At 68.9% G+C, this 21,386-nt stretch carries 21 protein-coding genes and 1 pseudogene; 18 read left to right on the top strand and 4 right to left on the bottom strand.

From position 1 onward, the window contains the following. The first annotated feature begins 101 nt into the window (after positions 1–101). The 9 genes from atpH (at position 102) to aat (ending at position 9,502) form a co-directional block, all read left to right on the top strand. Positions 102–701 (top strand): ATP synthase F1 subunit delta, encoded by a 600-nt coding sequence (gene atpH / locus HW578_RS06945; protein ID WP_369407839.1) that lies wholly within the window; start codon positions 102–104, stop codon positions 699–701. 2 nt (positions 702–703) lie between these two features. Beyond that, entirely contained in the window at positions 704–2,236 is a 1,533-nt protein-coding gene (atpA, locus tag HW578_RS06940; RefSeq protein ID WP_198369816.1) for a F0F1 ATP synthase subunit alpha, read from the top strand. Positions 2,237–2,262: 26 nt separating this feature from the next. Continuing rightward, entirely contained in the window at positions 2,263–3,147 is an 885-nt protein-coding gene (locus HW578_RS06935) for a F0F1 ATP synthase subunit gamma (RefSeq protein ID WP_198369815.1), read from the top strand. Positions 3,148–3,212: 65 nt separating this feature from the next. After that, entirely contained in the window at positions 3,213–4,643 is a 1,431-nt protein-coding gene (atpD, locus tag HW578_RS06930) for a F0F1 ATP synthase subunit beta (RefSeq protein ID WP_198369825.1), read from the top strand. 235 nt (positions 4,644–4,878) lie between these two features. Next, positions 4,879–5,295 carry an ATP synthase F1 subunit epsilon gene (gene atpC / locus HW578_RS06925; RefSeq protein WP_198369814.1) on the top strand — a complete coding sequence of 139 codons (417 nt, stop codon included), beginning with the start codon at positions 4,879–4,881 and terminating at the stop codon, positions 5,293–5,295. Positions 5,296–5,672: 377 nt separating this feature from the next. Continuing rightward, complete coding sequence (locus tag HW578_RS06920) at positions 5,673–6,533, top strand: ferritin-like domain-containing protein (protein WP_198369813.1); 861 nt, start codon at positions 5,673–5,675, stop codon at positions 6,531–6,533. Between the two features lie 385 nt (positions 6,534–6,918). Beyond that, a complete protein-coding gene (locus HW578_RS06915) occupies positions 6,919–8,049 on the top strand; it encodes a type III PLP-dependent enzyme (protein WP_198369812.1) in 1,131 nt (376 codons plus the stop codon). A gap of 284 nt (positions 8,050–8,333) precedes the next feature. Further along, on the top strand, positions 8,334–8,804 hold the full coding sequence (locus HW578_RS06910; protein ID WP_198369811.1) for an Lrp/AsnC family transcriptional regulator: 471 nt from the start codon (positions 8,334–8,336) through the stop codon (positions 8,802–8,804). Between the two features lie 32 nt (positions 8,805–8,836). Continuing rightward, positions 8,837–9,502: a leucyl/phenylalanyl-tRNA--protein transferase gene (gene aat, locus HW578_RS06905; protein WP_198369810.1), complete on the top strand. Its 666-nt coding sequence runs from the start codon at positions 8,837–8,839 to the stop codon at positions 9,500–9,502. Between the two features lie 6 nt (positions 9,503–9,508). Here the strand turns inward: aat and HW578_RS06900 are convergent, their stop codons facing one another. Beyond that, complete coding sequence (locus HW578_RS06900; protein WP_198369809.1) at positions 9,509–10,300, bottom strand: thiazole synthase; 792 nt, start codon at positions 10,298–10,300, stop codon at positions 9,509–9,511. Positions 10,301–10,304: 4 nt separating this feature from the next. Continuing rightward, entirely contained in the window at positions 10,305–10,517 is a 213-nt protein-coding gene (gene thiS, locus HW578_RS06895) for a sulfur carrier protein ThiS (RefSeq protein ID WP_232478738.1), read from the bottom strand. Positions 10,518–10,646: 129 nt separating this feature from the next. On the opposite strand from thiS, the gene aroQ reads away from it, so the two are divergent. From aroQ to accC, 3 genes are read left to right on the top strand one after another with little or no spacing between them, the layout of a single operon-like run. Next, a complete protein-coding gene (aroQ, locus tag HW578_RS06890) occupies positions 10,647–11,099 on the top strand; it encodes a type II 3-dehydroquinate dehydratase (protein ID WP_198369807.1) in 453 nt (150 codons plus the stop codon). Beyond that, complete coding sequence (gene accB / locus HW578_RS06885; protein ID WP_198369806.1) at positions 11,099–11,563, top strand: acetyl-CoA carboxylase biotin carboxyl carrier protein; 465 nt, start codon at positions 11,099–11,101, stop codon at positions 11,561–11,563. The genes aroQ and accB overlap by 1 nt, the downstream gene beginning before the upstream one ends. Before the next feature lie 13 nt (positions 11,564–11,576). Next, positions 11,577–12,923, top strand: a complete 1,347-nt coding sequence (gene accC, locus HW578_RS06880) for an acetyl-CoA carboxylase biotin carboxylase subunit (protein WP_198369805.1) — start codon at positions 11,577–11,579, stop codon at positions 12,921–12,923. Positions 12,924–12,930: 7 nt separating this feature from the next. Here the strand turns inward: accC and HW578_RS06875 are convergent, their stop codons facing one another. Then, on the bottom strand, positions 12,931–14,514 hold the full coding sequence (locus tag HW578_RS06875) for an ABC transporter substrate-binding protein (protein ID WP_232478737.1): 1,584 nt from the start codon (positions 14,512–14,514) through the stop codon (positions 12,931–12,933). Between the two features lie 101 nt (positions 14,515–14,615). Between HW578_RS06875 and HW578_RS06870 the strand changes: the two genes are divergently transcribed. The 6 genes from HW578_RS06870 (at position 14,616) to HW578_RS06845 (ending at position 20,948) form a co-directional block, all read left to right on the top strand. Next, on the top strand, positions 14,616–16,214 hold the full coding sequence (locus tag HW578_RS06870; RefSeq protein WP_369407838.1) for an ABC transporter substrate-binding protein: 1,599 nt from the start codon (positions 14,616–14,618) through the stop codon (positions 16,212–16,214). 20 nt (positions 16,215–16,234) lie between these two features. Then, positions 16,235–17,242 carry an ABC transporter permease gene (locus HW578_RS06865; RefSeq protein WP_198369804.1) on the top strand — a complete coding sequence of 336 codons (1,008 nt, stop codon included), beginning with the start codon at positions 16,235–16,237 and terminating at the stop codon, positions 17,240–17,242. Continuing rightward, positions 17,239–18,165 (top strand): ABC transporter permease, encoded by a 927-nt coding sequence (locus HW578_RS06860; RefSeq protein ID WP_198369803.1) that lies wholly within the window; start codon positions 17,239–17,241, stop codon positions 18,163–18,165. The genes HW578_RS06865 and HW578_RS06860 overlap by 4 nt, the downstream gene beginning before the upstream one ends. Before the next feature lie 2 nt (positions 18,166–18,167). After that, a complete protein-coding gene (locus HW578_RS06855; protein ID WP_198369802.1) occupies positions 18,168–19,154 on the top strand; it encodes an ABC transporter ATP-binding protein in 987 nt (328 codons plus the stop codon). Further along, complete coding sequence (locus HW578_RS06850) at positions 19,151–20,173, top strand: ABC transporter ATP-binding protein (RefSeq protein ID WP_198369801.1); 1,023 nt, start codon at positions 19,151–19,153, stop codon at positions 20,171–20,173. Before HW578_RS06855 ends, HW578_RS06850 begins: the two co-directional genes overlap by 4 nt. 103 nt (positions 20,174–20,276) lie before the next feature. Continuing rightward, positions 20,277–20,948, top strand: coding sequence for an FkbM family methyltransferase (locus HW578_RS06845; RefSeq protein WP_198369800.1), 672 nt, complete (start codon positions 20,277–20,279; stop codon positions 20,946–20,948). Between the two features lie 10 nt (positions 20,949–20,958). On the opposite strand, the pseudogene HW578_RS06840 reads toward HW578_RS06845, so the two are convergent. Then, positions 20,959–21,386 (bottom strand): annotated as a pseudogene (locus HW578_RS06840) (MFS transporter); the annotation flags it as partial.

The following is a 21,386-nucleotide window of genomic DNA, read 5'->3' as shown; positions in this document are numbered from 1 at the left end:
CCTATGTTAAGCGCGCGCCGCCGCCGGGAACGCCGTCCCGCGCGGCCATGACCCTTGGCGCGTTCGCCGGAACACGCCGCACAACAGGACCCGGATCGCTCGTGGCTGCCGAGACCATCCAGACCGTCTCCCCCTCCTCCCCGAGCCCGGTCGGCGCCGCCTCGCGCTATGCGCTCGCGCTGCTGGGCCTGGCGGACGACCTGCGCCAGGGCGAGCCCGGCGCGGTGGACCGCATCGCCCATGACCTCGAGGAAGTGCTTGCGCTGTGGCGCGATGACGCGGATTTCCGCAGCTTCATCGCCGACCCTCGGCTGGACGGCGTGAAGCAGCGTGCTGGCATGTTCGCGATCCTGGACCGCATCAAGACCGGCACCGAGGTGCGCAACCTGGTCGGCGTGATGATCGTGAATCGCCGCCTGGCCGCGCTGCCTGCCGTGGCGCAGGCCTTCGGCGCGTTGCTCGCGGTGCGCCGCGGCCAGCAGACGGCCGACATCGTCACCGCCCATCCGCTCAACGACACGCAGCGCGCGCAGATCGTGGCCCGCCTGACCGAGGCCGGACATTCCGGCGTGCGCCTGTCCGAGAGCGTCGATCCGTCCATCCTGGGCGGGCTGATCGTGAAGATCGGCTCGCGCCTTTACGACAACAGCATCAAGTCAAAGCTGCAGCGCCTGCAGTACGCGATGAAAGGGGCCGCCTGACCATGGATATCCGTCCTGCCGAGATCTCGGAGATCCTGAAGGCGCAGATCGCCGGCTTCGACGCCGAGGCGAACGTGGCCGAGGTCGGCACCGTGCTGACCGTGGGCGACGGCGTGGCGCGCGTCTATGGCCTGCAGAACGTGATGTCCGGCGAGCTGGTGGAGTTCCCCGCCGCCGGCATCCGCGGCATGGCGCTGAACCTCGAGGTCGACAATGTCGGCGTCGTGATCTTCGGCGACGACAAGAACATCCGCGAGGGCGACACCGTCTCCCGCACGAAGTCCATCGTGGACGTGCCGGTGGGCAAGGGGCTGCTGGGCCGCGTGGTCGATGCGCTGGGCAATCCGATCGACGGTAAGGGGCCGCTGACGGACGTGACGCGCACCCGCGTCGAGGTGAAGGCGCCGGGCATCATTCCGCGCAAGTCCGTGCATGAGCCCATGCAGACCGGAATCAAGGCGATCGACAGCCTGATCCCGATCGGGCGCGGCCAGCGCGAGCTGATCATCGGCGACCGCCAGACCGGCAAGACGGCGGTGATCGTGGATACGATCATCAACCAGAAGCCGATCAACGCCTCCGGCGACGAATCGAAGAAGCTGTACTGCATCTATGTCGCGGTGGGGCAGAAGCGCTCCACCGTGGCCCAGCTCGTGAAGACGCTGGAGGAGCAGGGCGCGCTCGAGTACTCGATCATCGTCGCGGCCACCGCTTCCGACCCGGCGCCGATGCAGTTCCTCGCACCCTACTCGGGCTGCGCCATGGGCGAGTTCTTCCGCGACAACGGCATGCACGCGGTCATCTTCTACGACGACCTGTCGAAGCAGGCGGTGGCCTACCGCCAGATGTCGCTGCTGCTGCGCCGTCCGCCGGGGCGTGAGGCCTATCCGGGCGACGTGTTCTACCTGCATTCGCGTCTGCTCGAGCGCGCGGCGAAGATGAACGACGACTTCGGCGCCGGTTCGCTGACCGCGCTGCCGGTCATCGAGACGCAGGCGGGCGACGTGTCGGCCTATATCCCGACCAACGTCATCTCCATCACCGACGGGCAGATCTTCCTGGAGACCGAGCTCTTCTACAAGGGCATCCGCCCGGCCGTGAACGTCGGCCTGTCGGTGTCCCGCGTGGGCTCGGCGGCGCAGATCAAGGCGATGAAGCAGGTCGCGGGCAAGATCAAGCTCGAGCTCGCGCAGTACCGCGAGATGGCGGCCTTCGCGCAGTTCGCCTCGGACCTCGATGCCACGACGCAGGCGCTGCTGGCGCGCGGCGCGCGGCTGACCGAGCTGCTGAAGCAGCCGCAGTACAAGCCGGTGCCGGTCGAGGAGCAGGTGATCTCCCTGTTCGCGGGCACGCGCGGCTACCTGGACCGCATCACGGTGGCGCAGGTGGGCGAGTTCGAGCGCCGGCTGCTGGCCGACCTCAAGGCGCGTTCGCCCGACATCGTGGAGGCGATCCGCACCGACCGCGAGATCAAGAAGCCGACCGAGGACAAGCTGGTCGCCTTCCTCGACGATTTCGCGAAGTCCTTCGGCTGACCTGAGGCCCGCGCGGAGAGCGACCCATGCCCAGCCTCAAGAGCCTGCGCAACCGGATCAACAGCGTGAAGTCCACGCGCAAGATCACGCAGGCCATGAAGATGGTGGCCGCGGCGAAGCTGCGCCGCGCCCAGCAGCGCGCCGAGGCCGCACGCCCCTATGCCGAGCGGATGGAGCGCATGCTCGCCTCGCTCGGTGCGGCGGTGGCGGGCCAGCCGGACGCGCCGCGGCTGCTGGTGGGAACCGGCGGCGACGCCGTGCAGCTGCTGGTGGTGATCTCGGGCGATCGCGGCCTGGCCGGCCCCTTCAACACCAATATCGGCCGCTTCGCGCGCAACCGCATCCGTGAGCTCGAGGGCCAGGGAAAGACGGTCAAGATCCTGGCCGTCGGGCGCAAGGGTGCGACCTTCCTCAAGCGGGAATTCGGGTCGCGCTTCGTTGCGGAGATCTCCTTCGCCGGCAAGAAGAACGTGGGCTTCGAGGATGCGGCCGAGGTCGCGGCGAAGATCACCGGCATGCTCGAGGATGGCGAGTTCGACGTCTGCGCGCTGCTCTACAACCGCTTCAAGAACGTCATTTCGCAGACTCCCTCCGAGCAGCAGCTGATCCCGGCCGCTGTGCCGGAGGCCGAGGACGACGCCGCAGGCGGGCCGCAGCCTCAATACGAATACGAGCCGACCGAGGAGGAGATCCTCGCCGCGCTCCTGCCGCAGAACCTGGCCGTGCAGATCTATCGCGCGATCCTGGAGACCAACGCCGGCTTCTACGGAAGCCAGATGACGGCGATGGACAATGCGACGCGCAACGCCGGTGAGATGATCAACAAGCTCACCCTCAACTACAATCGCACCCGCCAGGCCAACATCACCAAGGAGCTGATCGAGATCATCTCCGGCGCGGAGGCTGTGTGATGGCGCGTGCACCGAAGAAGAAGTCCGATGCCGCCGAGGCGGCGCCGATCGAGCAGGGGATTGCCATCGTGAAGAACAATGTCGGCAAGGTCACGCAGGTGCTGGGCGCCGTCGTGGACGTGCAGTTCCCGCAGGACCTGCCCAACATCCTGAACGCCCTGCACACCAAGGTCGAGGACCGCACCCTCGTGCTCGAAGTGGCGCAGCACCTGGGCGAGCGCACGGTGCGTACCATCGCCATGGACACCACCGACGGCCTGGTGCGCGGCACGGAAGTGGTCGACACCGGCGCGGGCATCTCGGTGCCGGTCGGTCCGGCCACCCTGGGGCGCATCCTGAACGTGATCGGCGAGCCGATCGACGAGCGCGGTCCGGTGAATGCCGAGAAGTCCTACACCATCCACCGTGATGCGCCGTCCTTCGACGAGCAGGCGACCTCCGCCGAGATTCTCGTGACGGGCATCAAGGTGATCGACCTGCTGGCCCCCTACCTGAAGGGCGGCAAGATCGGCCTGTTCGGCGGCGCCGGCGTGGGCAAGACCGTGACCATCCAGGAACTGATCAATAACGTCGCCAAGGCGCATGGCGGCGTGTCGGTCTTCGCCGGGGTGGGCGAGCGCACCCGCGAAGGCAACGATCTGTACCACGAGATGGTCGATGCTGGCGTCATCAAGCTGGGCGAGGGCACGACCGAGGGCTCCAAGGTGGCGCTGGTCTATGGCCAGATGAACGAGCCGCCGGGCGCTCGCGCGCGCGTGGCGCTGTCGGGCCTGTCGATCGCGGAATACTTCCGCGACGAGCAGGGGCAGGACGTGCTGTTCTTCATCGACAACATCTTCCGCTTCACCCAGGCGGGCGCCGAGGTGTCGGCGCTGCTGGGCCGTATCCCGTCCGCGGTGGGCTACCAGCCCACGCTCGCCACCGACATGGGCGCGCTGCAGGAGCGCATCACCTCCACCAAGAAGGGGTCGATCACCTCGGTGCAGGCGATCTACGTGCCGGCGGACGACCTGACCGACCCGGCCCCGGCAACGTCCTTTGCGCACCTGGATGCGACGACGGTGCTCAACCGCTCGATCGCGGAGCTGGGCATCTTCCCGGCGGTGGATCCGCTCGACTCGACGTCGCGCGCCATGGACCCGCGCATCGTCGGCGACGACCACTACAATACCGCCCGCGAAGTGCAGAAGATCCTGCAGACCTACAAGTCGCTGCAGGACATCATCGCCATCCTGGGCATGGACGAGCTGTCGGAGGAGGACAAGCTGATCGTGGCGCGCGCGCGCAAGATCCAGCGTTTCCTATCGCAGCCCTTCCACGTGGCCGAGGTCTTCACCGGTTCGCCCGGCGTCTTCGTGAAGCTGGAGGACACGATCCGGTCCTTCGCCGCGATCTGCAGGGGCGAGTACGACCACCTGCCGGAAGCGGCCTTCTACATGGTCGGCACGATTGAAGAAGCCGTGAAGAAGGCGGAAGGGTTGAAGGCGGCGGCGTAGCGGCGCCTTCAATCGAGAGAGTTTGTTTGGCCCTCAGACGCCGGGCGACGGCCATCCGGCCGCCTTGGCTTTCGCCGCATCGCTGGCGCGCCTGGGGGCCGGCCTTATGGGCGGCGCCGGCCGCTGTGCGGCCGGATCCGGTCAGGGCGTGTTACCGCGGTGCGGGCGCGCCGCGTGTGATAGTGGTTCGCGCCGGTCGTTTGGCGTCGCCTTGATGTCGTAGGGGTTTGCACGGATGGCCACCTTCCAGCTCGAATTCGTCTCCCCGGAGAAGCTGCTGCTCTCGCGCCCGGTGGAGATGGCCCTGCTGCCCGCCGCCGATGGCCAGATGGGCGTGCTGCCCGGCCATGCGCCGATGATCGTCGCCCTGCGCGGCGGCGTGATCTCGGTGCGCGAGGGTGGCGTCGAGACCGAAAGCCTCTTTGTCCCCGGTGGCTTCGCCGAGATCACCCCCACGCGGGTGACCGTCCTGGCGGACGAGGCGACGCCCGTCGCCCAGCTGTCGCGCAACGAGGCCGAGCAGCGCATCACCGCGGCCGAGAAGGTGCTCGCCGAGCTGAACGCCGAAGGCGCCACGCCAGAAAAGCGCGAGGCTGCGATGGCGCGCGTGCTGGCGGCGCGGGCCATGCTGGCGGCCGCACAGTCCGCCTGAAGACCTGCCGTCACGGCCCGTCCGCGCCGTGCGTCCATCGCCGCCGCGCCCAATTCCGGTTGGCCCAGGCCCCGACGATCTACGCAGGTGACTTGGCCGCGTCGTGCGGGGCGCGACCCTGCTCGCCACGACAGAGAGCCTGGAGCGGGTGGCCAGGACCTTCCGTCCATCCGGCGCGGTCGCGTGATCCGCTCCGACGGCGGCTCCGGGCGGCGCGGCCGCCGCGCGGATGCCATGGCGCGTCCCCCGCGAAGCGTTGCCGCCGGAGCGCGCTGCCGGGGCAATCGGTCGCCGCGCCTTGAAACCGCCACGCCGGCACCGAAGATTGGCCGCGGCCCGTTGCGCTGTCCGACCTTAGTCCGCCCGAGGGAGTTCCCATGAAGCACTGGAATATCGACGAGGTGGGCTGGGATCGCTTCGACCGGTCGAAGGTCGATCCCGAGATCGTGCCGCTGGTGAAGGCGGCCGCGATGGTCGAGCGCAACGCGGCGGACTACGTGACCTACCTCTCGCGCGTGTTCCGCGACGACCCCGATTTCCGCGCCGCGGCCGAACACTGGGGCGTGGAGGAAACGCAGCATGGCGACGCACTCGGCCGTTGGGGCGAACTGGCCGATCCGGGCTGGGACTTCCAGGCGGCCTTCGCGCGCTATCGCGCCGGCTACCAGGTGCAGCTCGACGCAGATGCCTCGATTCGCGGGTCGCGCAGCGGCGAGCTCATCGCGCGCTGCATGGTCGAGACCGGCACCTCCTCCTACTACAGCGCGCTGGGCGAGGCGACGCAGGAGCCCGCGCTGAAGCAGGTCTGCAGGCTGATCGCCGCCGACGAATACCGGCACTTCAAGCTGTTCTACGACCATCTCAAGCGCTACCTGGCGCGCGAGAACCTGTCCTTCCCGCGCCGGCTGCGCGTGGCCTTGGGCCGCATTGGCGAGAGCGAGGACGACGAGCTCGCCTTCGCCTTCCACTGCGGCAACGAGCCCGAGGGGACGCCCTACGACCATGACCGCTGCATCAGCGGCTACATGGGGCGTGCGATGGGCTTCTACCGTTTCCACCACATCGAGCGCGGCATGGGCATGATCTTCAAGTCGATCGGGCTCGAGCCGCGCGGGCGCATGGCCGATATCGCGGCGAAGGGCGCCTGGCGCCTGCTGCAATGGCGGCGCGAGCGCTACCGCCAGGCGTTGCGACGGGCGGTGAACGAGAATGCCGGCGCCCCGGCCGCCGCGGCATGATGCGGCGGACGCCCTGCACCTGAACAACCGGTAAGCTTCCTGCGATTCCTGCCCGCCACGGGTCGAATCGCCCGGAGCCGGCTTGGTCCCCTGGCCGCTTTCCTGGCATTGCGCCGGGATTGAGAAAAAAATTCGGGCCGGCCTCATTTTTCCCTTTGCGCGCCGGGGCGGGGGGCCTATACGCCGCGACAGACGCAGTACGCACGTGCCTCTGGCCCCCGGCCCCAACCCGGCCAAAGGGTTTACGCAACGACGTCAAGCGTTCTGGCAACCCCGTCCGGCGTCAGCCGGGCGGCCAACTTGGTCGCTGGTTCGTTCGACCGTTTCGTCAACCTAGGGCCGTCGCCTGGACAGGCGGCCCACCGGAGCCTGGAAAGGTGCGGCGATGACCCCGAAGATCGCTGAGTATCTGCGCGACCACGCGCCCGCGACGCCGTGCCTCGTCCTCGACGTGGACCGGGTGGAGCAGAACTACCGGCGCCTCAAGGCGGCGCTGCCGCTCGCGCGCGTCTACTACGCCGTGAAGGCGAACCCGGCCTCGCCGATCCTGCAGCGGCTGACCGTCCTTGGATCGTCCTTCGATGCCGCGTCCTGGGAGGAAATCCAGGCCTGCCTCGCCGCCGGTGCGCTGCCTGGCGCGATCTCCTACGGCAATACGGTGAAGAAGGTCTCGGCCATCCGTGCGGCGCATGAGGCGGGCGTGACCATGTTCGCCTTCGACAGCGAGGCGGAGCTGCTCAAGATCGCCCGCAACGCCCCCGGCGCGCGCGTCTATTGCCGCATCCTGGTGAAGAACGAGGGCGCGGAATGGCCGCTCAGCCGCAAGTTCGGCTGCGAGCTGGACATGGCGCGCGACCTGATGGTGCAGGCCGGCGAGCTCGGCCTCGACCCCTATGGCATCTCCTTCCATGTCGGCAGCCAGCAGACCAGCACGGCGGCCTATGAAGGGGCGATCGCGCGCGTCGCCATGCTGTTCACCGACCTCAAGGAGGCCGGGGTGAAGCTGCGCATGGTCAACCTGGGCGGCGGCTACCCGGTGCGCTACCGCGCCGAGGTCCCGGGCATCGACGATTTCGGCACCGCCATCATGGGCGCGATGACCCAGCATTTCGGCAACGACCTGCCGGAGATGCTGATCGAGCCCGGCCGCTTCATGGTGGGCGACGCCGGCGTGGTCAGCAGCGAGGTCGTGCTCGTCTCCCGCAAGGGCAAGGACGATCCGGTGCGCTGGGTCTACCTGGACATCGGCCGCTTCGGCGGCCTTGCGGAGACCGAGGGCGAGGCGATCAAATACGCCCTCCGCACGCCGCATGATGGCGGCGCGGACGGCCCGGTCACCATCGCGGGCCCGACCTGCGACAGCACCGACACGCTGTACGAGAAGTCGAACTACCGCCTGCCTCTGGCGCTCGACTGCGGCGACCGGGTCGAACTGCTCTCGACCGGGGCCTATGTGACGACCTATGCGTCGCAGGCCTTCAACGGCTTCCGGCCGCTGGCGGAGCATTACATCTGACGCTCGGGCGGCGGGCGCGCGCCGTCCCAGCGGCGCGCCTGCGCGCCATGCGCTGACGGTCGGGGCGCCGCCGCCCTCTGCGCGCCCGGATCGCGGCCAGGCCGCGATCCGTTTTCTGGCGCCTTCCTCGGACGGCAGGCATGCTGTGGCGCCACGCACGGATCCGCCGGCATGGCTGCGCTCGGCACAGCCGATCCCCGCCATCGGGCATGGCAGTCTCCCCATGCCCGGGGTGCCCGATGCTTTTCCTTTCCATGCCGCCAAGGACCGGATAGGCTGCGGCCATGGACAGCATTGACCGGAACATATTGGTCGCGCTCCAGCATGACGGGGCCGCCGGCCTCGCGGAACTCGCCAAGGTCGCCGGACTATCCGTCTCCGCCACCGCCGAGCGCGTCAAGCGGCTCGAGGAACGCGGCACGATCCGCGGCTGGCGCGCCGACCTCGACCCCGCCGCCGTCGGCTGCCCGCTGCTCGCCTGGGTCTTCGTGGCACTCCGCCCGGCCACCACCGACCAGAAGTTCCGCGAGGCCCTGCTGCCGCTCGAATCGGTGCTGGAATGCCACGCGGTTTCGGGCGCCTGGTCCTACCTGCTCAAGCTGCGCGTCGCGAGCCTCGCCGAGCTTGAGGCCTTCGTCGCGAGCGAATTGCGCCGCCGCGGCGGGGTCGAGCGGACCGAGACCATCCTGGCGCTGGCGACGCTCAAGGAAACCGCCATCCTCCCCGTCGCCCCGGCCGACGACGAGGAAGAGTGACGGGGGCACCCCGGCTGGTGCAGGCTGCCGACATGAGTCGCCGCCAGCTGGAGGTCACCCCCGACCTGCTGCTTCGCGCCTATGGCGCGGGCGTCTTCCCGATGGCCGAGAGCCGGCAGTCCGAGCGGTTGTATTGGCTCGACCCCGCGCTGCGCGGCGTGCTGCCCATCGATGCCGGGTTCCACCTGCCGCGGCGGCTGAAGCGCACGGCGCTGTCCGGCCGCTTCGCCGTGACGGCGGACCAGGACTTCGCCGGCGTGATCCGCGGCTGCGCCGAACCGGCGCCGGGGCGGATGGACACCTGGATCAACCCCGAGATCGAACGCCTGTTCATCGCATTGCACGCGCGCGGTGCCGCGCATTCCGTCGAGACCTGGCAGGAGGGACGCCTGGTCGGCGGCCTCTATGGCGTGGCGCTCGGCGGCGCCTTCTTCGGGGAGAGCATGTTCTCCCGCGTAACCGATGCCTCGAAGGTCGCGCTTGTGCACCTGGTCGCGCGGCTCAGGCTGTGCGGCTTCGTGCTGCTCGACACGCAGTTCCTCACCACCCACCTGGCACGCTTCGGCGCGGTCGAGATCCCGAAGGCCGAGTACAAGCGGCGCCTTACGGATGCGCTCGAGGTGCCGGCGCGCTGGCATGCCGACATGCCCGCGGCGGTCGTCGCCGAGGAGATCCGCGCCCTGCGGGAGGGCGGCTGAAGCGCGCTACCGGATCAGCCCGGACATCGGGCTCGACGCATCGGCCTGGTAGTTCACCGGCATGCGCCCCGCGAGGAAGGCGTTGCGCCCGGCCTCCACCGCCGCCTTCATCGCCACCGCCATGCGCACCGGGTCCCGGGCGTGCGCGATGGCGGAATTCAGCAGCACCGCGTCGCAGCCCAGCTCCATGGCCTTTGCCGCATCGGAGGCCGTCCCGATCCCGGCATCGACCAGCACCGGCACCTTCGCCTGCTGCTTGATGGAGCGGATCATGAAGGGATTGGTCAGTCCCAGCCCCGAGCCGATCGGCGCGCCGAGCGGCATGATCGCCACACAGCCCATGTCTTCCAGCTTGCGCGCCGCGACGGGGTCGTCGGCGCAATAGACCATCACCTCGAACCCATCGGCGATCAGGGCGCGCGCGGCTTCCAGCGTGCCTTCCATGTCCGGATACAGGAAGGGCGGCGGGCCAAGAACTTCCAGTTTCACCAGGTTCCACCCGCCCGCCTCGCGCGCCAGGCGCAGCGTGCGCACGGCGTCGTTCGCGGTGTGGCAGCCGGCGGTGTTCGGCAGGTAGGTGTAGCGCGTGGGTGGGACAAAATCCTGCAGCATGGGCGCGGACGGATCGGACAGGTTCACCCGCCGCACCGCGACAGTGACGATCTCGGCGCCCGAGGCCTCGATCGCCGCCGCGGTCTCCTCAAGTGACTTGTAGCGCCCGGTACCCACGATCAGGCGCGAGCGGAAGCGCCGGCCGGCGACCTCCCAGCTGTCATCCGCGGCGGGAACGCCATCCATGCTCTCAGCCTCCGCCGATGAAGTGCACGATCTCAAGCCGGTCGCCCGCGGTGAGTGCCACGCTGTCGTACGTGGAGCGCGGCACGATCTCCTCGTTGCGCTCGACCGCGACCTTGCGCGTGTCGAGGCCGATGGTCCGCAGCAGGGCGGCGACGGTGTCGCCGGGGGCGATGTCGCGGGCTTCCCCGTTCACGGTGATGGCGATGCGGCTTCTCATGGCTGGGCGGAATGTGGCGAAGCCGGGGGGGGCCCGCAAGGCGGGGGGGCGCATGGCTGGCCAGACCCCCGCTTGCCCCCCGGAAACCCCCCGTGCTAGCCCATGCGGCCCTTGCACCGGGAAACGCCCGTGACCCCGCCTCTGATCGCCGTGCTGAACGGCCCGAACCTCAACATGCTCGGCGTCCGCGAACCGGAGAAATACGGTTCCTCGACGTTGGATGACGTGGAGGCGCTCTGCGCCGAAACGGCGGAGGAATTCGGCCTGGCGATCGACTTCCGCCAGACCAATTCGGAGGGCGAGCTGGTGACCTGGGTGCAGGAATGCCGTGGCCGGGCCGCGGGCATCATCATCAACCCCGCAGGCTACACCACCACCTCGATCGCGGTCATGGACGCACTGCTGGCGGTCGGCCTGCCGGTGATCGAGGTGCACATCACGAACATCCACCGCCGGGAGGAATTCCGGCACCACAGCTTCATCTCGAAGGCGGCGACCGGCGTGATCTGCGGGCTTGGCGTGCAGGGCTATGCGCTGGCCATGCGCGCGATGGCGGACCTGGTCGAGCAGGACGGGGAATGATGGGCAACTTCATCCAATTCGACGCCGCCGCGATCCGCGAGCTGGCGCAGATCCTGCGCGAGACGGATCTCACCGAGATCGAGCTGGTGGACAAGGACGCGCGGCTTCGCGTGGTGCGCCAGTCGGTGATCGCGGCACCGGCGGCGACGCAGGTGACCGTGACGGCGCCGGCCGCGGCCGCGCCTGCCGCCGCCCCCGCCATCGTGGCCGAGGCGCTGGACGCCGACCACCCCGGCGCGGTGACCAGCCCGATGGTGGGCGTGGCCTACATGTCGCCCGAACCGAACGCCGCACCCTTCGTGACCGTGGGGTCGAAGGTCGCGCAGGGCCAGACTCTGCTGCTGATCGAGGCGATGAAGACCTACAACCAGATCAAGGCAACGCGCGCGGGAACCGTGACGCGCATCCTGGTCGAGAGCGGCACGCCCGTCGAATACGGCGAGCCCCTGATGATCGTCGAATAGGTTGGCCTATCCCATGTTCGGCAAGGTCCTGATCGCCAACCGCGGCGAGATCGCGCTGCGCGTCCATCGCGCCTGCCAGGAGATGGGCATCCGCACCGTGGCCGTGCATTCCACCGCGGATGCCACCGCGATGCATGTGCGCCTGGCCGATGAGAGCGTGTGCATCGGCCCGCCGGCGGCGCGCGATTCCTACCTGAATGTCGCGGCCATCCTGTCGGCGGCGACCATCACCGGCGCGGACGCGGTGCATCCGGGCTACGGCTTCCTGAGCGAGAACGCGCGCTTCGCGGAAATGGTGGAAGCGCATGGGCTGAAGTTCATCGGCCCCTCTCCCGACCATATCCGCATGATGGGTGACAAGATTGCGGCGAAGGACGCGATGCGGCGCCTGGATGTGCCGCTGGTGCCGGGATCGGCCGGTGCGCTCGACACCTTCGAGGAAGCCCGCGCGGTCGCCGAGCAGGTGAAGTACCCCGTGCTGATCAAGGCTGCCGCCGGCGGCGGCGGGCGCGGCATGAAGGTGGCGCGGTCCGCGGACGAACTCGAGGAAGCCTGGCGCGTCGCGCGCAGCGAGGCCAAGGCCGCCTTCGGCGACGACAGCGTGTACCTGGAAAAGTACCTCGACCGTCCGCGCCACATCGAATTGCAGGTGCTGGCCGACACCCACGGCAACGTCGTGCATTTCGGCGAGCGCGACTGTTCGCTGCAGCGCCGCCACCAGAAGCTGGTCGAGGAAGCGGGCAGCCCTGTCCTGACCGCGGCCGAGCGCGACGAATTGGGCGCGCGCGTGACGGCGGGGCTGTCGAAGCTCGGCTACCGCAACGCCGGCACGCTCGAGTTTCTGTGGCAGGACGGGCAGTTCGCCTTCATCGAGATGAACACGCGCCTGCAGGTCGAGCACCCGGTGACCGAGATGGTCTGCGGCGTCGACCTGGTGAAGGAACAGATCCGCATCGCGGCGGGCGAGCCGCTCGGCTACACGCAGAAGGACATCGCCTTCTCCGGCCATGCGATCGAATGCCGCATCACCGCCGAGGACCCCGACACCTTCGCGCCGAGCCCGGGCCGGGTGAACACCTATCACGCGCCGGGCGGCCTTGGCGTGCGCGTCGATAGCGCGCTGTATTCCGGCTACACCGTGCCGCCGCACTACGACAGCCTTGTCGCGAAGCTGGTGGTGCATGCGCCCACGCGCGCCGAGGCGATCGGGCGCATGCGCCGCGCGCTGGGCGAGATGGTGGTGGCCGGCATCCGCACCACGCTGCCGCTGCACCAGGCGGTGATGGAGGATGCCGAGTTCCAGTCCGGCGACTACACGATCCACTGGCTGGAACGCTTCGTCGCCGGCCGGCAGGGCTGAGGCGGCGTCAGTTCGCCGGGCGCACGCTCATGGCCGTGGTGCGCTCATCCATCCGGGCCTCGTAGGTCAGGCCGCGGCGCGTCGCCCAGAAGTTCACCAGCTGGAACAGCGGGATCATTGCCTGGTGCTCCACGGTCACCATGCGCACCGCATCGCGCAGCATCGCCTCGCGCCGCTCGTCGTCGAGCGTGGCGGCTGCCTGTTCGGTCAGGGTGTCGAGCGCGGCGTTGGAGAAGCGCGAGGAGTTCGATGCGCCGCGGCGGCGCTCGCGGTCGTAGGTGCCGAAGATGTTGACCAGCATGTAGGAGGCCTCGCCTGTCACCGAGCCCCAGCCGCCCATGCGCATGTTGAATTCCTGGCGCGAGGTCCGGGCAGAGTAGGTCGCCCAGGGCAGCGCCTGCACCTCGGTGCGCACGCCGATACGCGTCCACATCTGCGCCACCGCCTGGCAGGTGCGTGCGTCGTTCGGGTAGCGGTCGTTGGGGCAGGAGGCGGTGATGCGGAAGCCCTGCGGGAAGCCTGCTTCCGCCAGCAGCCGGCGGGCACCGTCGGGGTCGTAGGCCGGCACCGGCACGTCCGGGTTGTAGCCGAAGGATCCGGGCGGCAGCCACTGGCCGGTCGGGCGCGCGGTGCCTTCCATCACGCGCTCGGCCAGCGCGGCGCGGTCGATCGCGACCGACATGGCACGGCGCACCCGCACGTCCTGGAAGGGGTTGCGCGGCAGCGCCTGGCCGTTGTTGTCGGTGACCCAGAGCGGGTTCTCGGTGCGGGAATAGTCCGGGATCATGTAGATCAGCCGCAGGCCCTGGATCTCGAACAGGCTGACGCGCGGTTCGCGGCGCAGCCGCGCCAGGTCGGTCGAGGGCACCTGGTCGATCACGTCCACATCGCCTGCCAGGAGTGCGGCGGTGCGCGAGGCGTCGTTGGCGACGAAGCGGTAGGACACCCGCGCCCAGGGCTGCGCGCCGCCCCAGTAGGCATCGTTGCGTGCGAATTCCGTGCGGTCGCCTGAGCGGTAGGAGACCAGGCGGTAGGGCCCGGTGCCGATCGCGGCGGTGCCGGCATTGTACTGCTCGGTCTCGGCCCCCGTGCCGGCATGGCGCGAGATGACCTGGATCGAGGCGAGCTCGACCGGCAGCAGCGGATGCGGGGCGACGGTGTGGAAGCGGATGGTCAGCGGGTCCACCACCTCGACGCGGGTGATGGCGCGGATCAGCCCGGCGAAGGATCCGGGGGAATTGCGCACTGTCGGCACGCGCTCGATCGTGAAGGCCACGTCGTCGGCGCTGAGGTCGCGCCCGTCATGCCACTTCACGCCGGCGCGCAGCCTGAACTCCCAGACCGTCGGTTCCACCGCGCGCCAGGATTCCGCGAGCATGGGGCGCAGCCGCGCCTGCGCGTCGGTCTCGACCAGCCGGTCGAACATGTGCTGGGTGAGGCTGATGTTGGGCGAGGCATTGTAGAAATGCGGGTCGAGCGAGGTGGGCGATCCGCCGATCCCGATGGTGAGGTTCTGTGCCGAGGCATGCGCCGCGCCGGCCGCGATCATTGTGCAGGCAAGCAGTGCGCGGTGTGCGGGCAGGCGTGGCATCGCGGTGTCTCCGGCGTTCAGGGTGGCAGGTGGCGAGCCTAGCGGCGGCCGTGACGGGCTGCTACAACGCGGGCCAGGAAATGCTGCCCGGGAGGCTTGGGATGAAGCGGATGAAGCAGCGGCAGACCGGTGCCGCGACGATGCTCGTGGCGGCGGGCGTGGCACTGGCGGCCGGTCAGGCCGCGGCCCAGACCGCGAATATCGCGGTCGGCGCGCCGGTCACCTCGATCGATCCGCACTACCACCAGCTCTCGCCGAACAACGCGGTCGCCGACATCATCTTCGACCGGCTGGTCAATACCGACCCGCAGTCGCGCAACATCCCGGGCCTTGCGCTGGAGTGGCGGGCGGTCGAACCCACCGTGTGGGAATTCAAGCTGCGCCCCAACGTGCGCTTCCACAACGGCAACGCCTTCACGGCGGACGACGTGGCGTTCACGCTGCAGCGGCTGCCCAACGTGCCGAACAGCCCGTCCTCCTTCGCGGCCTATTCGCGGACCATGTCGCGCATCGAGATCGTCGATCCGCTGACCATCCGCTTCCATACCCCGCAGCCCTATCCGCTGCTGCCGCTCGACATGACGAATGTGCGCATCGTCGACAAGGAGACCGCCGAGAACGCGACGACCGAGGATTTCAACTCGCTGCGCGCGGCGGCCGGCACGGGCCCCTACCGCGCCGTGGCGCACCGCAACGGCGACCGCATCGAGTTCGAGCGGTGGGACGGCTACTGGGGTGAGCGCGCGCCCTTCCAGCGCGTGAACTACCGCATGGTCACCAATGATGCGGCGCGGACCGCGGCCCTGCTCGCCGGGGACGTGGACCTGATCGATCAGGTGCCGACCTCGGATGTCGCGAGGCTGCGCCAGGACCAGCGCGTGCGCCTGGCCGAGCAGGTCGGGCTGCGGCTGATCTTCCTCGGCCTCGACCACCTGCGCCCGGCGAACGAGAATTCGCCCTACGTGACCGATAATGACGGCCGCCCGCTCGGGCGAAACCCGCTGGCCGATGTGCGCGTGCGGCGCGCGCTGTCCATGGCGATCGACCGTCGCGCCATCGTCGATCGCGTGATGGAAGGGGCCGCGGTGCCCGCCAACCAGTTCCTGCCGCAGGGCGTGTTCGGGCATGTCGGCGACCTGCCGGCCATCCCGTACGATCCGGACGGGGCGCGCCGCCTGCTGGCCGAGGCCGGCTACCCGCAGGGCTTCCGCATCCAGCTGAACGGGCCGAACGACCGCTACATCAACGACGCGCGCATCATCCAGGCGATCGGGCAGATGTGGACGCGGATCGGCGTTCGCACCGCGGTCGAGGCGCAGCCCTGGACGACCTTCGTGGGGCGCGCCGGGCGCAGCGAATATTCGTCCTTCCTGATCGGCTGGGGGTCGAACCCGGACGGTTCGCACCCGCTGCGCAACATCCTCGCGACGGTGAACCGCGACCGCGGCTGGGGGGCGTCGAACCGCGGGCGGTATTCCAACCCGCAGGTCGACGCGATGCTGCTGGAATCGCTGTCGGAGCTGAACGAGGCCCGGCGCGGCGAGCTGATCGTGGGCGCGATGCGCATCGCGATGGAGGACGTGGCGGTGGTGCCGATCCACATCCAGACCAACATCTGGGCGACGCGTCGCGGCTTCGAATACACCGCGAGCGTCGAGGAACTGACGCTCGCGCAGAACCTGCGCCCCGCGCCGCGCTGAAGCCGTAGGGAACGCCGGCGATGACTGTCTACCTCGTGCGGCGCCTGATCCAGGCGCTGTTCGTCGTGCTGGCGATGTCCATCATCGTCTTCGTCGGCATCTACGGGATCGGCGACCCGGTCGAGATCCTGATCAGCCCGGACGCCGACCAGATCGAGCGCGAGCGGGCCGTCGCCGCGCTCGGCCTCGACCTGCCGCTGTGGGAACAGTACCTGGTCTTCCTGGGCAATGCGCTGAAGGGCGACCTCGGGCGGTCCTTCGTGTTCAACGAGCCGGCGCTGAAGCTGATCCTCCAGCGCATGCCGGCCACGATGGAGCTGGCCTTCGGGGCCATGTTCCTGTCGATCCTGATCGGCCTGCCGCTCGGCCTCTATGCGGGGCTGAAGCCGGACTCGCCGGTCAGCAAGGGCATCATGGCGGGCTCGATCCTGGGCTTCTCGCTGCCGACCTTCTGGGTCGGGCTGATGCTCATCATGGTGTTCGCGGTGCAGCTCGGATGGTTGCCCTCGACCGGGCGCGGGGAGACCTGCTCGGTGCTCGGCTTCGTCGGGCTGCAGCCCTGCAGCGAGGGCCTGCAATGGTCCTTCCTGACCTGGGACGGGCTGCGCCACATGGCGATGCCGGCGCTGAACCTGGCGCTGTTCAAGATCAGCCTGGTGATCCGACTGACGCGCGCGGGCGTGCGCGAGACCATGCTGATGGACTACGTGAAGTTCGCCCGCGCCAAGGGGCTTTCCCGGTCGCGCGTGACCTTCGTGCACGTGTTCAAGAACATCCTGATCCCGGTGGTGACCGTGGTGGGTCTCGAGCTCGGCTCTACCATCGCCTTCTCGGTGGTGACCGAGAGCGTCTTTGCCTGGCCGGGCATGGGCAAGCTGATCATCGACAGCATCAACGTGCTCGACCGGCCGGTCATCGTCGCCTACCTGATGATCATCGTGCTGCTGTTCATCACCATCAACCTGATCGTGGACCTGACCTACTCGATGCTGGATCCGCGCGTGAGGCTGGAGACCAAGGGCACATGAGCGATGTCGCGCTGAAGGGTGCACCGGCTTCCGCGCCGGTGCCCGCCAGGGTCGAGACGCCGTTCCGGCGCTTCGTCTCGGAATTCTGCGAATCCAAGGTCGCGGTCGGCGGCGCCATCGTCTTCGCCGTCATCGCGCTGGTCGCGATCTTCGCGCCCTGGATCGCGCCGCAGAACCCTTACGACCTCGCGCAACTCGACATCATGGACGGGCGCATGGAGCCCGGCACGGTAGGCGGTGCGGGCTTCACCTACTGGCTCGGCACCGACGACCAGGGGCGCGACATGATGTCGGGCATCATGTACGGGCTGCGCATCTCGCTGATGGTGGGCGCGGGCTCGGCGCTGATCGCCTGCATCGTCGGCGCCTCGCTCGGGCTGCTCGCGGCCTATGCCGGCAAGAAGACCGACACGGTGATCATGCGCCTGGTCGACCTGCAGCTGTCCTTCCCGTCCATCCTGGTCGCGCTGATGATCCTGGCCTTCCTGGGCAAGGGCATCATGAACGTGGTCATCGCGCTGGTGATCGTGGAATGGGCGTATTACGCGCGCACGGTGCGCGGAACCGCGCTGGTGGAACGCCGGCGCGAATACATCGAGGCGGCGCAGTGCCTCGCCCTGCCCACGCACCGCATCCTGTTCCGCCACCTGCTGCCGAACTGCCTGCCGCCGCTGATCGTGGTGGCCACCATGCAGGTGGCGCGCGCGATCGCGCTGGAAGCGACGCTGTCGTTCCTGGGTCTCGGCGTGCCGATCACCGAGCCCTCGCTCGGCCTGCTGATCGCCAACGGTTACGAGTACATGCTCTCGGGCAAGTACTGGATCTCGTTCTATCCGGGCATCGCGCTGCTCATCACCATCGTGTCGATCAATCTGATGGGCGACCAGTTGCGCGACGTACTGAATCCCCGGCTCAAGAAATGAGCATGTCCGCACCGACGCTCGAGGTCCGCAACCTGCAGACCCATTTCTTCACCCGCGCGGGCGTGGTGAAGGCGGTGGACGATGTCTCCTTCACCGTGCGCCGCGGTAAGGTCATGGGCCTGGTCGGGGAATCGGGGTCGGGCAAGTCGGTCACCGGCTTCTCGATCATCGGCCTGGTGGATGCGCCCGGGCGCATCGCCGGCGGGTCCATCCTGTTCCAGGGCCGCGACCTCGCGAAGCTCAGCGAGGAGGAGATGCGCGACCTGCGGGGCAACCGCATCGCGATGATCTTCCAGGACCCGATGATGACGCTGAACCCGGTCCTGCGCATCGACACGCAGATGATCGAGACTGTGCAGGCGCACAGGAAGGTCAGCCACGAAGCCGCCCGCCAGCGCGCGCGCGACACGCTCGGCATGGTCGGCATCCCTTCGCCCGACGAGCGGCTCAAGGCCTATCCGCACCAATTCTCGGGCGGCATGCGCCAGCGCGTCGCGATCGCCATCGCGCTGCTGCACGAACCGGAACTGATCATCGCCGACGAACCGACCACCGCGCTCGATGTCACCATCCAGGGGCAGATCCTGGCGGAGGTGCAGAAGCTGGCCGAGACCACCGGCACCTCGCTCATCTGGATCACGCACGACCTGTCGGTGGTGGCCGGCCTCGCGGACGACATCGCGGTGATGTATGCCGGGCGCATCGTCGAGAAAGGCACGGTGGCGGAGGTGCTCGACCGACCGCTGCACCCTTATACCGCGGGGCTGATCGGCTCCGTCCCCTCGCGCAACAAGCGCGGCGAGCCGCTGCGCCAGATCCCCGGCATGACTCCGTCCCTGCTGAACCTGCCGCCAGGCTGCGCCTTCCGCACCCGCTGCCCGCGCGCCGCCGCCCCCTGCATGGCCGAACCCGACATCCGCGAGATCCTGCCCGGGCGCGAGGCGCGCTGCTTCATCCCGCTCACCTCGGCCGAGGAGCAGGCGGCATGAGTGCGGCGATGAAGCTCGATGCCGGCGCACCCATGGTGGAACTGCGCGGGATCTCGCGGCGCTTCGAGAAGAAGCTCGACTTCGCCGGCAAGATCGCGAAGCGCCTCGGCGCGCCGGTGCGCGAGGAGGTCGTCCACGCGGTGGACAAGGTTGACCTTACCATCCGCAAGGGCGAGGTGGTCGGCCTGGTCGGCGAATCCGGCTGCGGTAAGTCCACGCTCGGGCGCATGGTGGCGGGAATCCTGCCGCCCTCGGATGGCGTGATAATGCGTAACGGCACCGACATCCTCTCGCGCAGCAGCGCCGCGGCGCGGGAGATGAAGCTGCGCACGCAGATGATCTTCCAGGATCCCTACGCCTCGCTCAATCCGCGCATGCGCGTGGCCGACATCGTGGGCGAGGCGCCGCTGGTGCACGGCATCGTCTCGCGTTCGGGCTACGACGCCTATGTGGACGAGCAGATGCGCCGCGCCGGCCTCGACCCCGCCTTCAAGCGGCGCTACCCGCACCAGTTCTCGGGCGGGCAGCGCCAGCGCATCGGCATCGCGCGCGCGCTCGCGGTGAAGCCCGACTTCATCGTCTGCGACGAGGCGGTGGCCGCGCTCGACGTCTCGATCCAGGCGCAGATCCTCAACCTGTTCATCCGGCTGCGGACGGAACTCGACCTCACCTACCTGTTCATCAGCCACGACCTCGGCGTGGTCGAGCACATCTCGGACCGCGTGGTGATCATGTACCTGGGGCGCGTGGTCGAGGAAGCGCCCTCCGAGACCGTCTTCGCGCAGCCTAACCATCCCTACACGCAGTCGCTGCTCGCCTCGGTGCCGCGGATCGAGAGCCGCAAGCGCGCCTTCTCGGTGGTGAAGGGGGAAATCCCCTCCCCGCTCAACCCGCCCTCTGGCTGCCATTTCCATCCGCGCTGCCCGCACGCGATGGAACGCTGCAAGGTCGAGGTGCCGGTGCTGCGCGAGGTGGCGCCGGGGCAGCGCAGCGCGTGCCATCTCAATGACCAGGCGTGATGCGCGCGCCTGAGGTGCTGCCCGCCCACCGTGCCGGTGTCGGCAACGCAGTGTCGAGCCGGCTTCTGCACTTGCGCTGCCCACATCGACAGGCGCGGCTGCCGTGAACATCTTCCAGAGCATCCACGACGCCGACCCGGGATTCACGCCGCGCTGCATCTTCGACATCGGTGCCAATGTCGGCCAGACGGTTGGGCAGATCCGCCGCGTTTGGCCAACCGTATCCGTGCACGCCTTCGAGCCTGTGAGCGCCACCTTCGCGAAACTTGAGGAGAACACCGCCGGCGACGCCGGGCTTCAGCGTCATCGGCTCGCCTTCGCAAGCAGGCCAGGCCGTGCGGTCATGCTGGCTCGGCCGCTCGGCCTCATGAATCGCATTGTGGAACCATTTCAGGCGCGCGGTCCGACCGAGGAGGTCGAGGTCGCCGCCGGCGATGCCTTCTGCGCGGAGCGCGCCATTGATCGCGTCGACATCCTGAAGATCGACACCGAGGGGCACGACCTCGAGGTGCTGGCCGGCTTCCGGAACATGCTCGCGACCCGCCGGATCATGTACGTCGAGGTCGAGTGCGCCATCGCGCCGGACAACGCCATGCACGTCCCCTTTTCGCGCCTCGCCGATTTCCTCTTTGCCTTCGGCTACGGCCTTTTCAATCTCTACGCGGGCACACGGTACAACCTCACGCGCAAGACGCAGGACCGCGGCATCTGGTACGGCAACGCCGTATTTGTCGCCGAGCGCTGGCCCGAGGACGACGTCGGCGCGGCCGCTTGATTGCGCGCAGTCAGCGCGCCCGCGCCGCCGCGGCGAAACCGGCCGCCCCCACCAGCCCCACTGCCACCAGCAGCCAGGGCACCAGCCCGTAGCCGCCCATGCCGTCCCACAGCAGCGCCAGCAGCAGCGGCGCGCCGGTGCGCGGCAGCACCGAGATGGCCGAGAGCGCGCCCGTCACCGTGCCATAGCCCTCCCGCCCCAGGATCTCCGCCGTTCCGGCGGCGCGCACGATGGTCATCAGCCCGTCTGCCACCGCCCAGGCGAGCACGAACACGACCGTCAGCGCCAGGCTCGCCGGACCGGCGGCGAGTGCCAGCATGCCGACCGGCACCAGCCCCGCGGCCAGCAGGCCGACCCGGCGCAGGCTTGCGCGCCGGCCGGCCGCGAACAGCAGCCCGCGCGCGGCCACCTGCGCGGGTCCATGCGCGGCGGCGATCA

It is taken from the genome of Roseomonas rosulenta (assembly GCF_016106005.1).
Lineage (GTDB): Bacteria > Pseudomonadota > Alphaproteobacteria > Acetobacterales > Acetobacteraceae > Neoroseomonas > Neoroseomonas rosulenta.
Note: the sequence above shows the minus strand (reverse complement) of the source record. Positions and strands in the feature narration are given on the sequence as shown.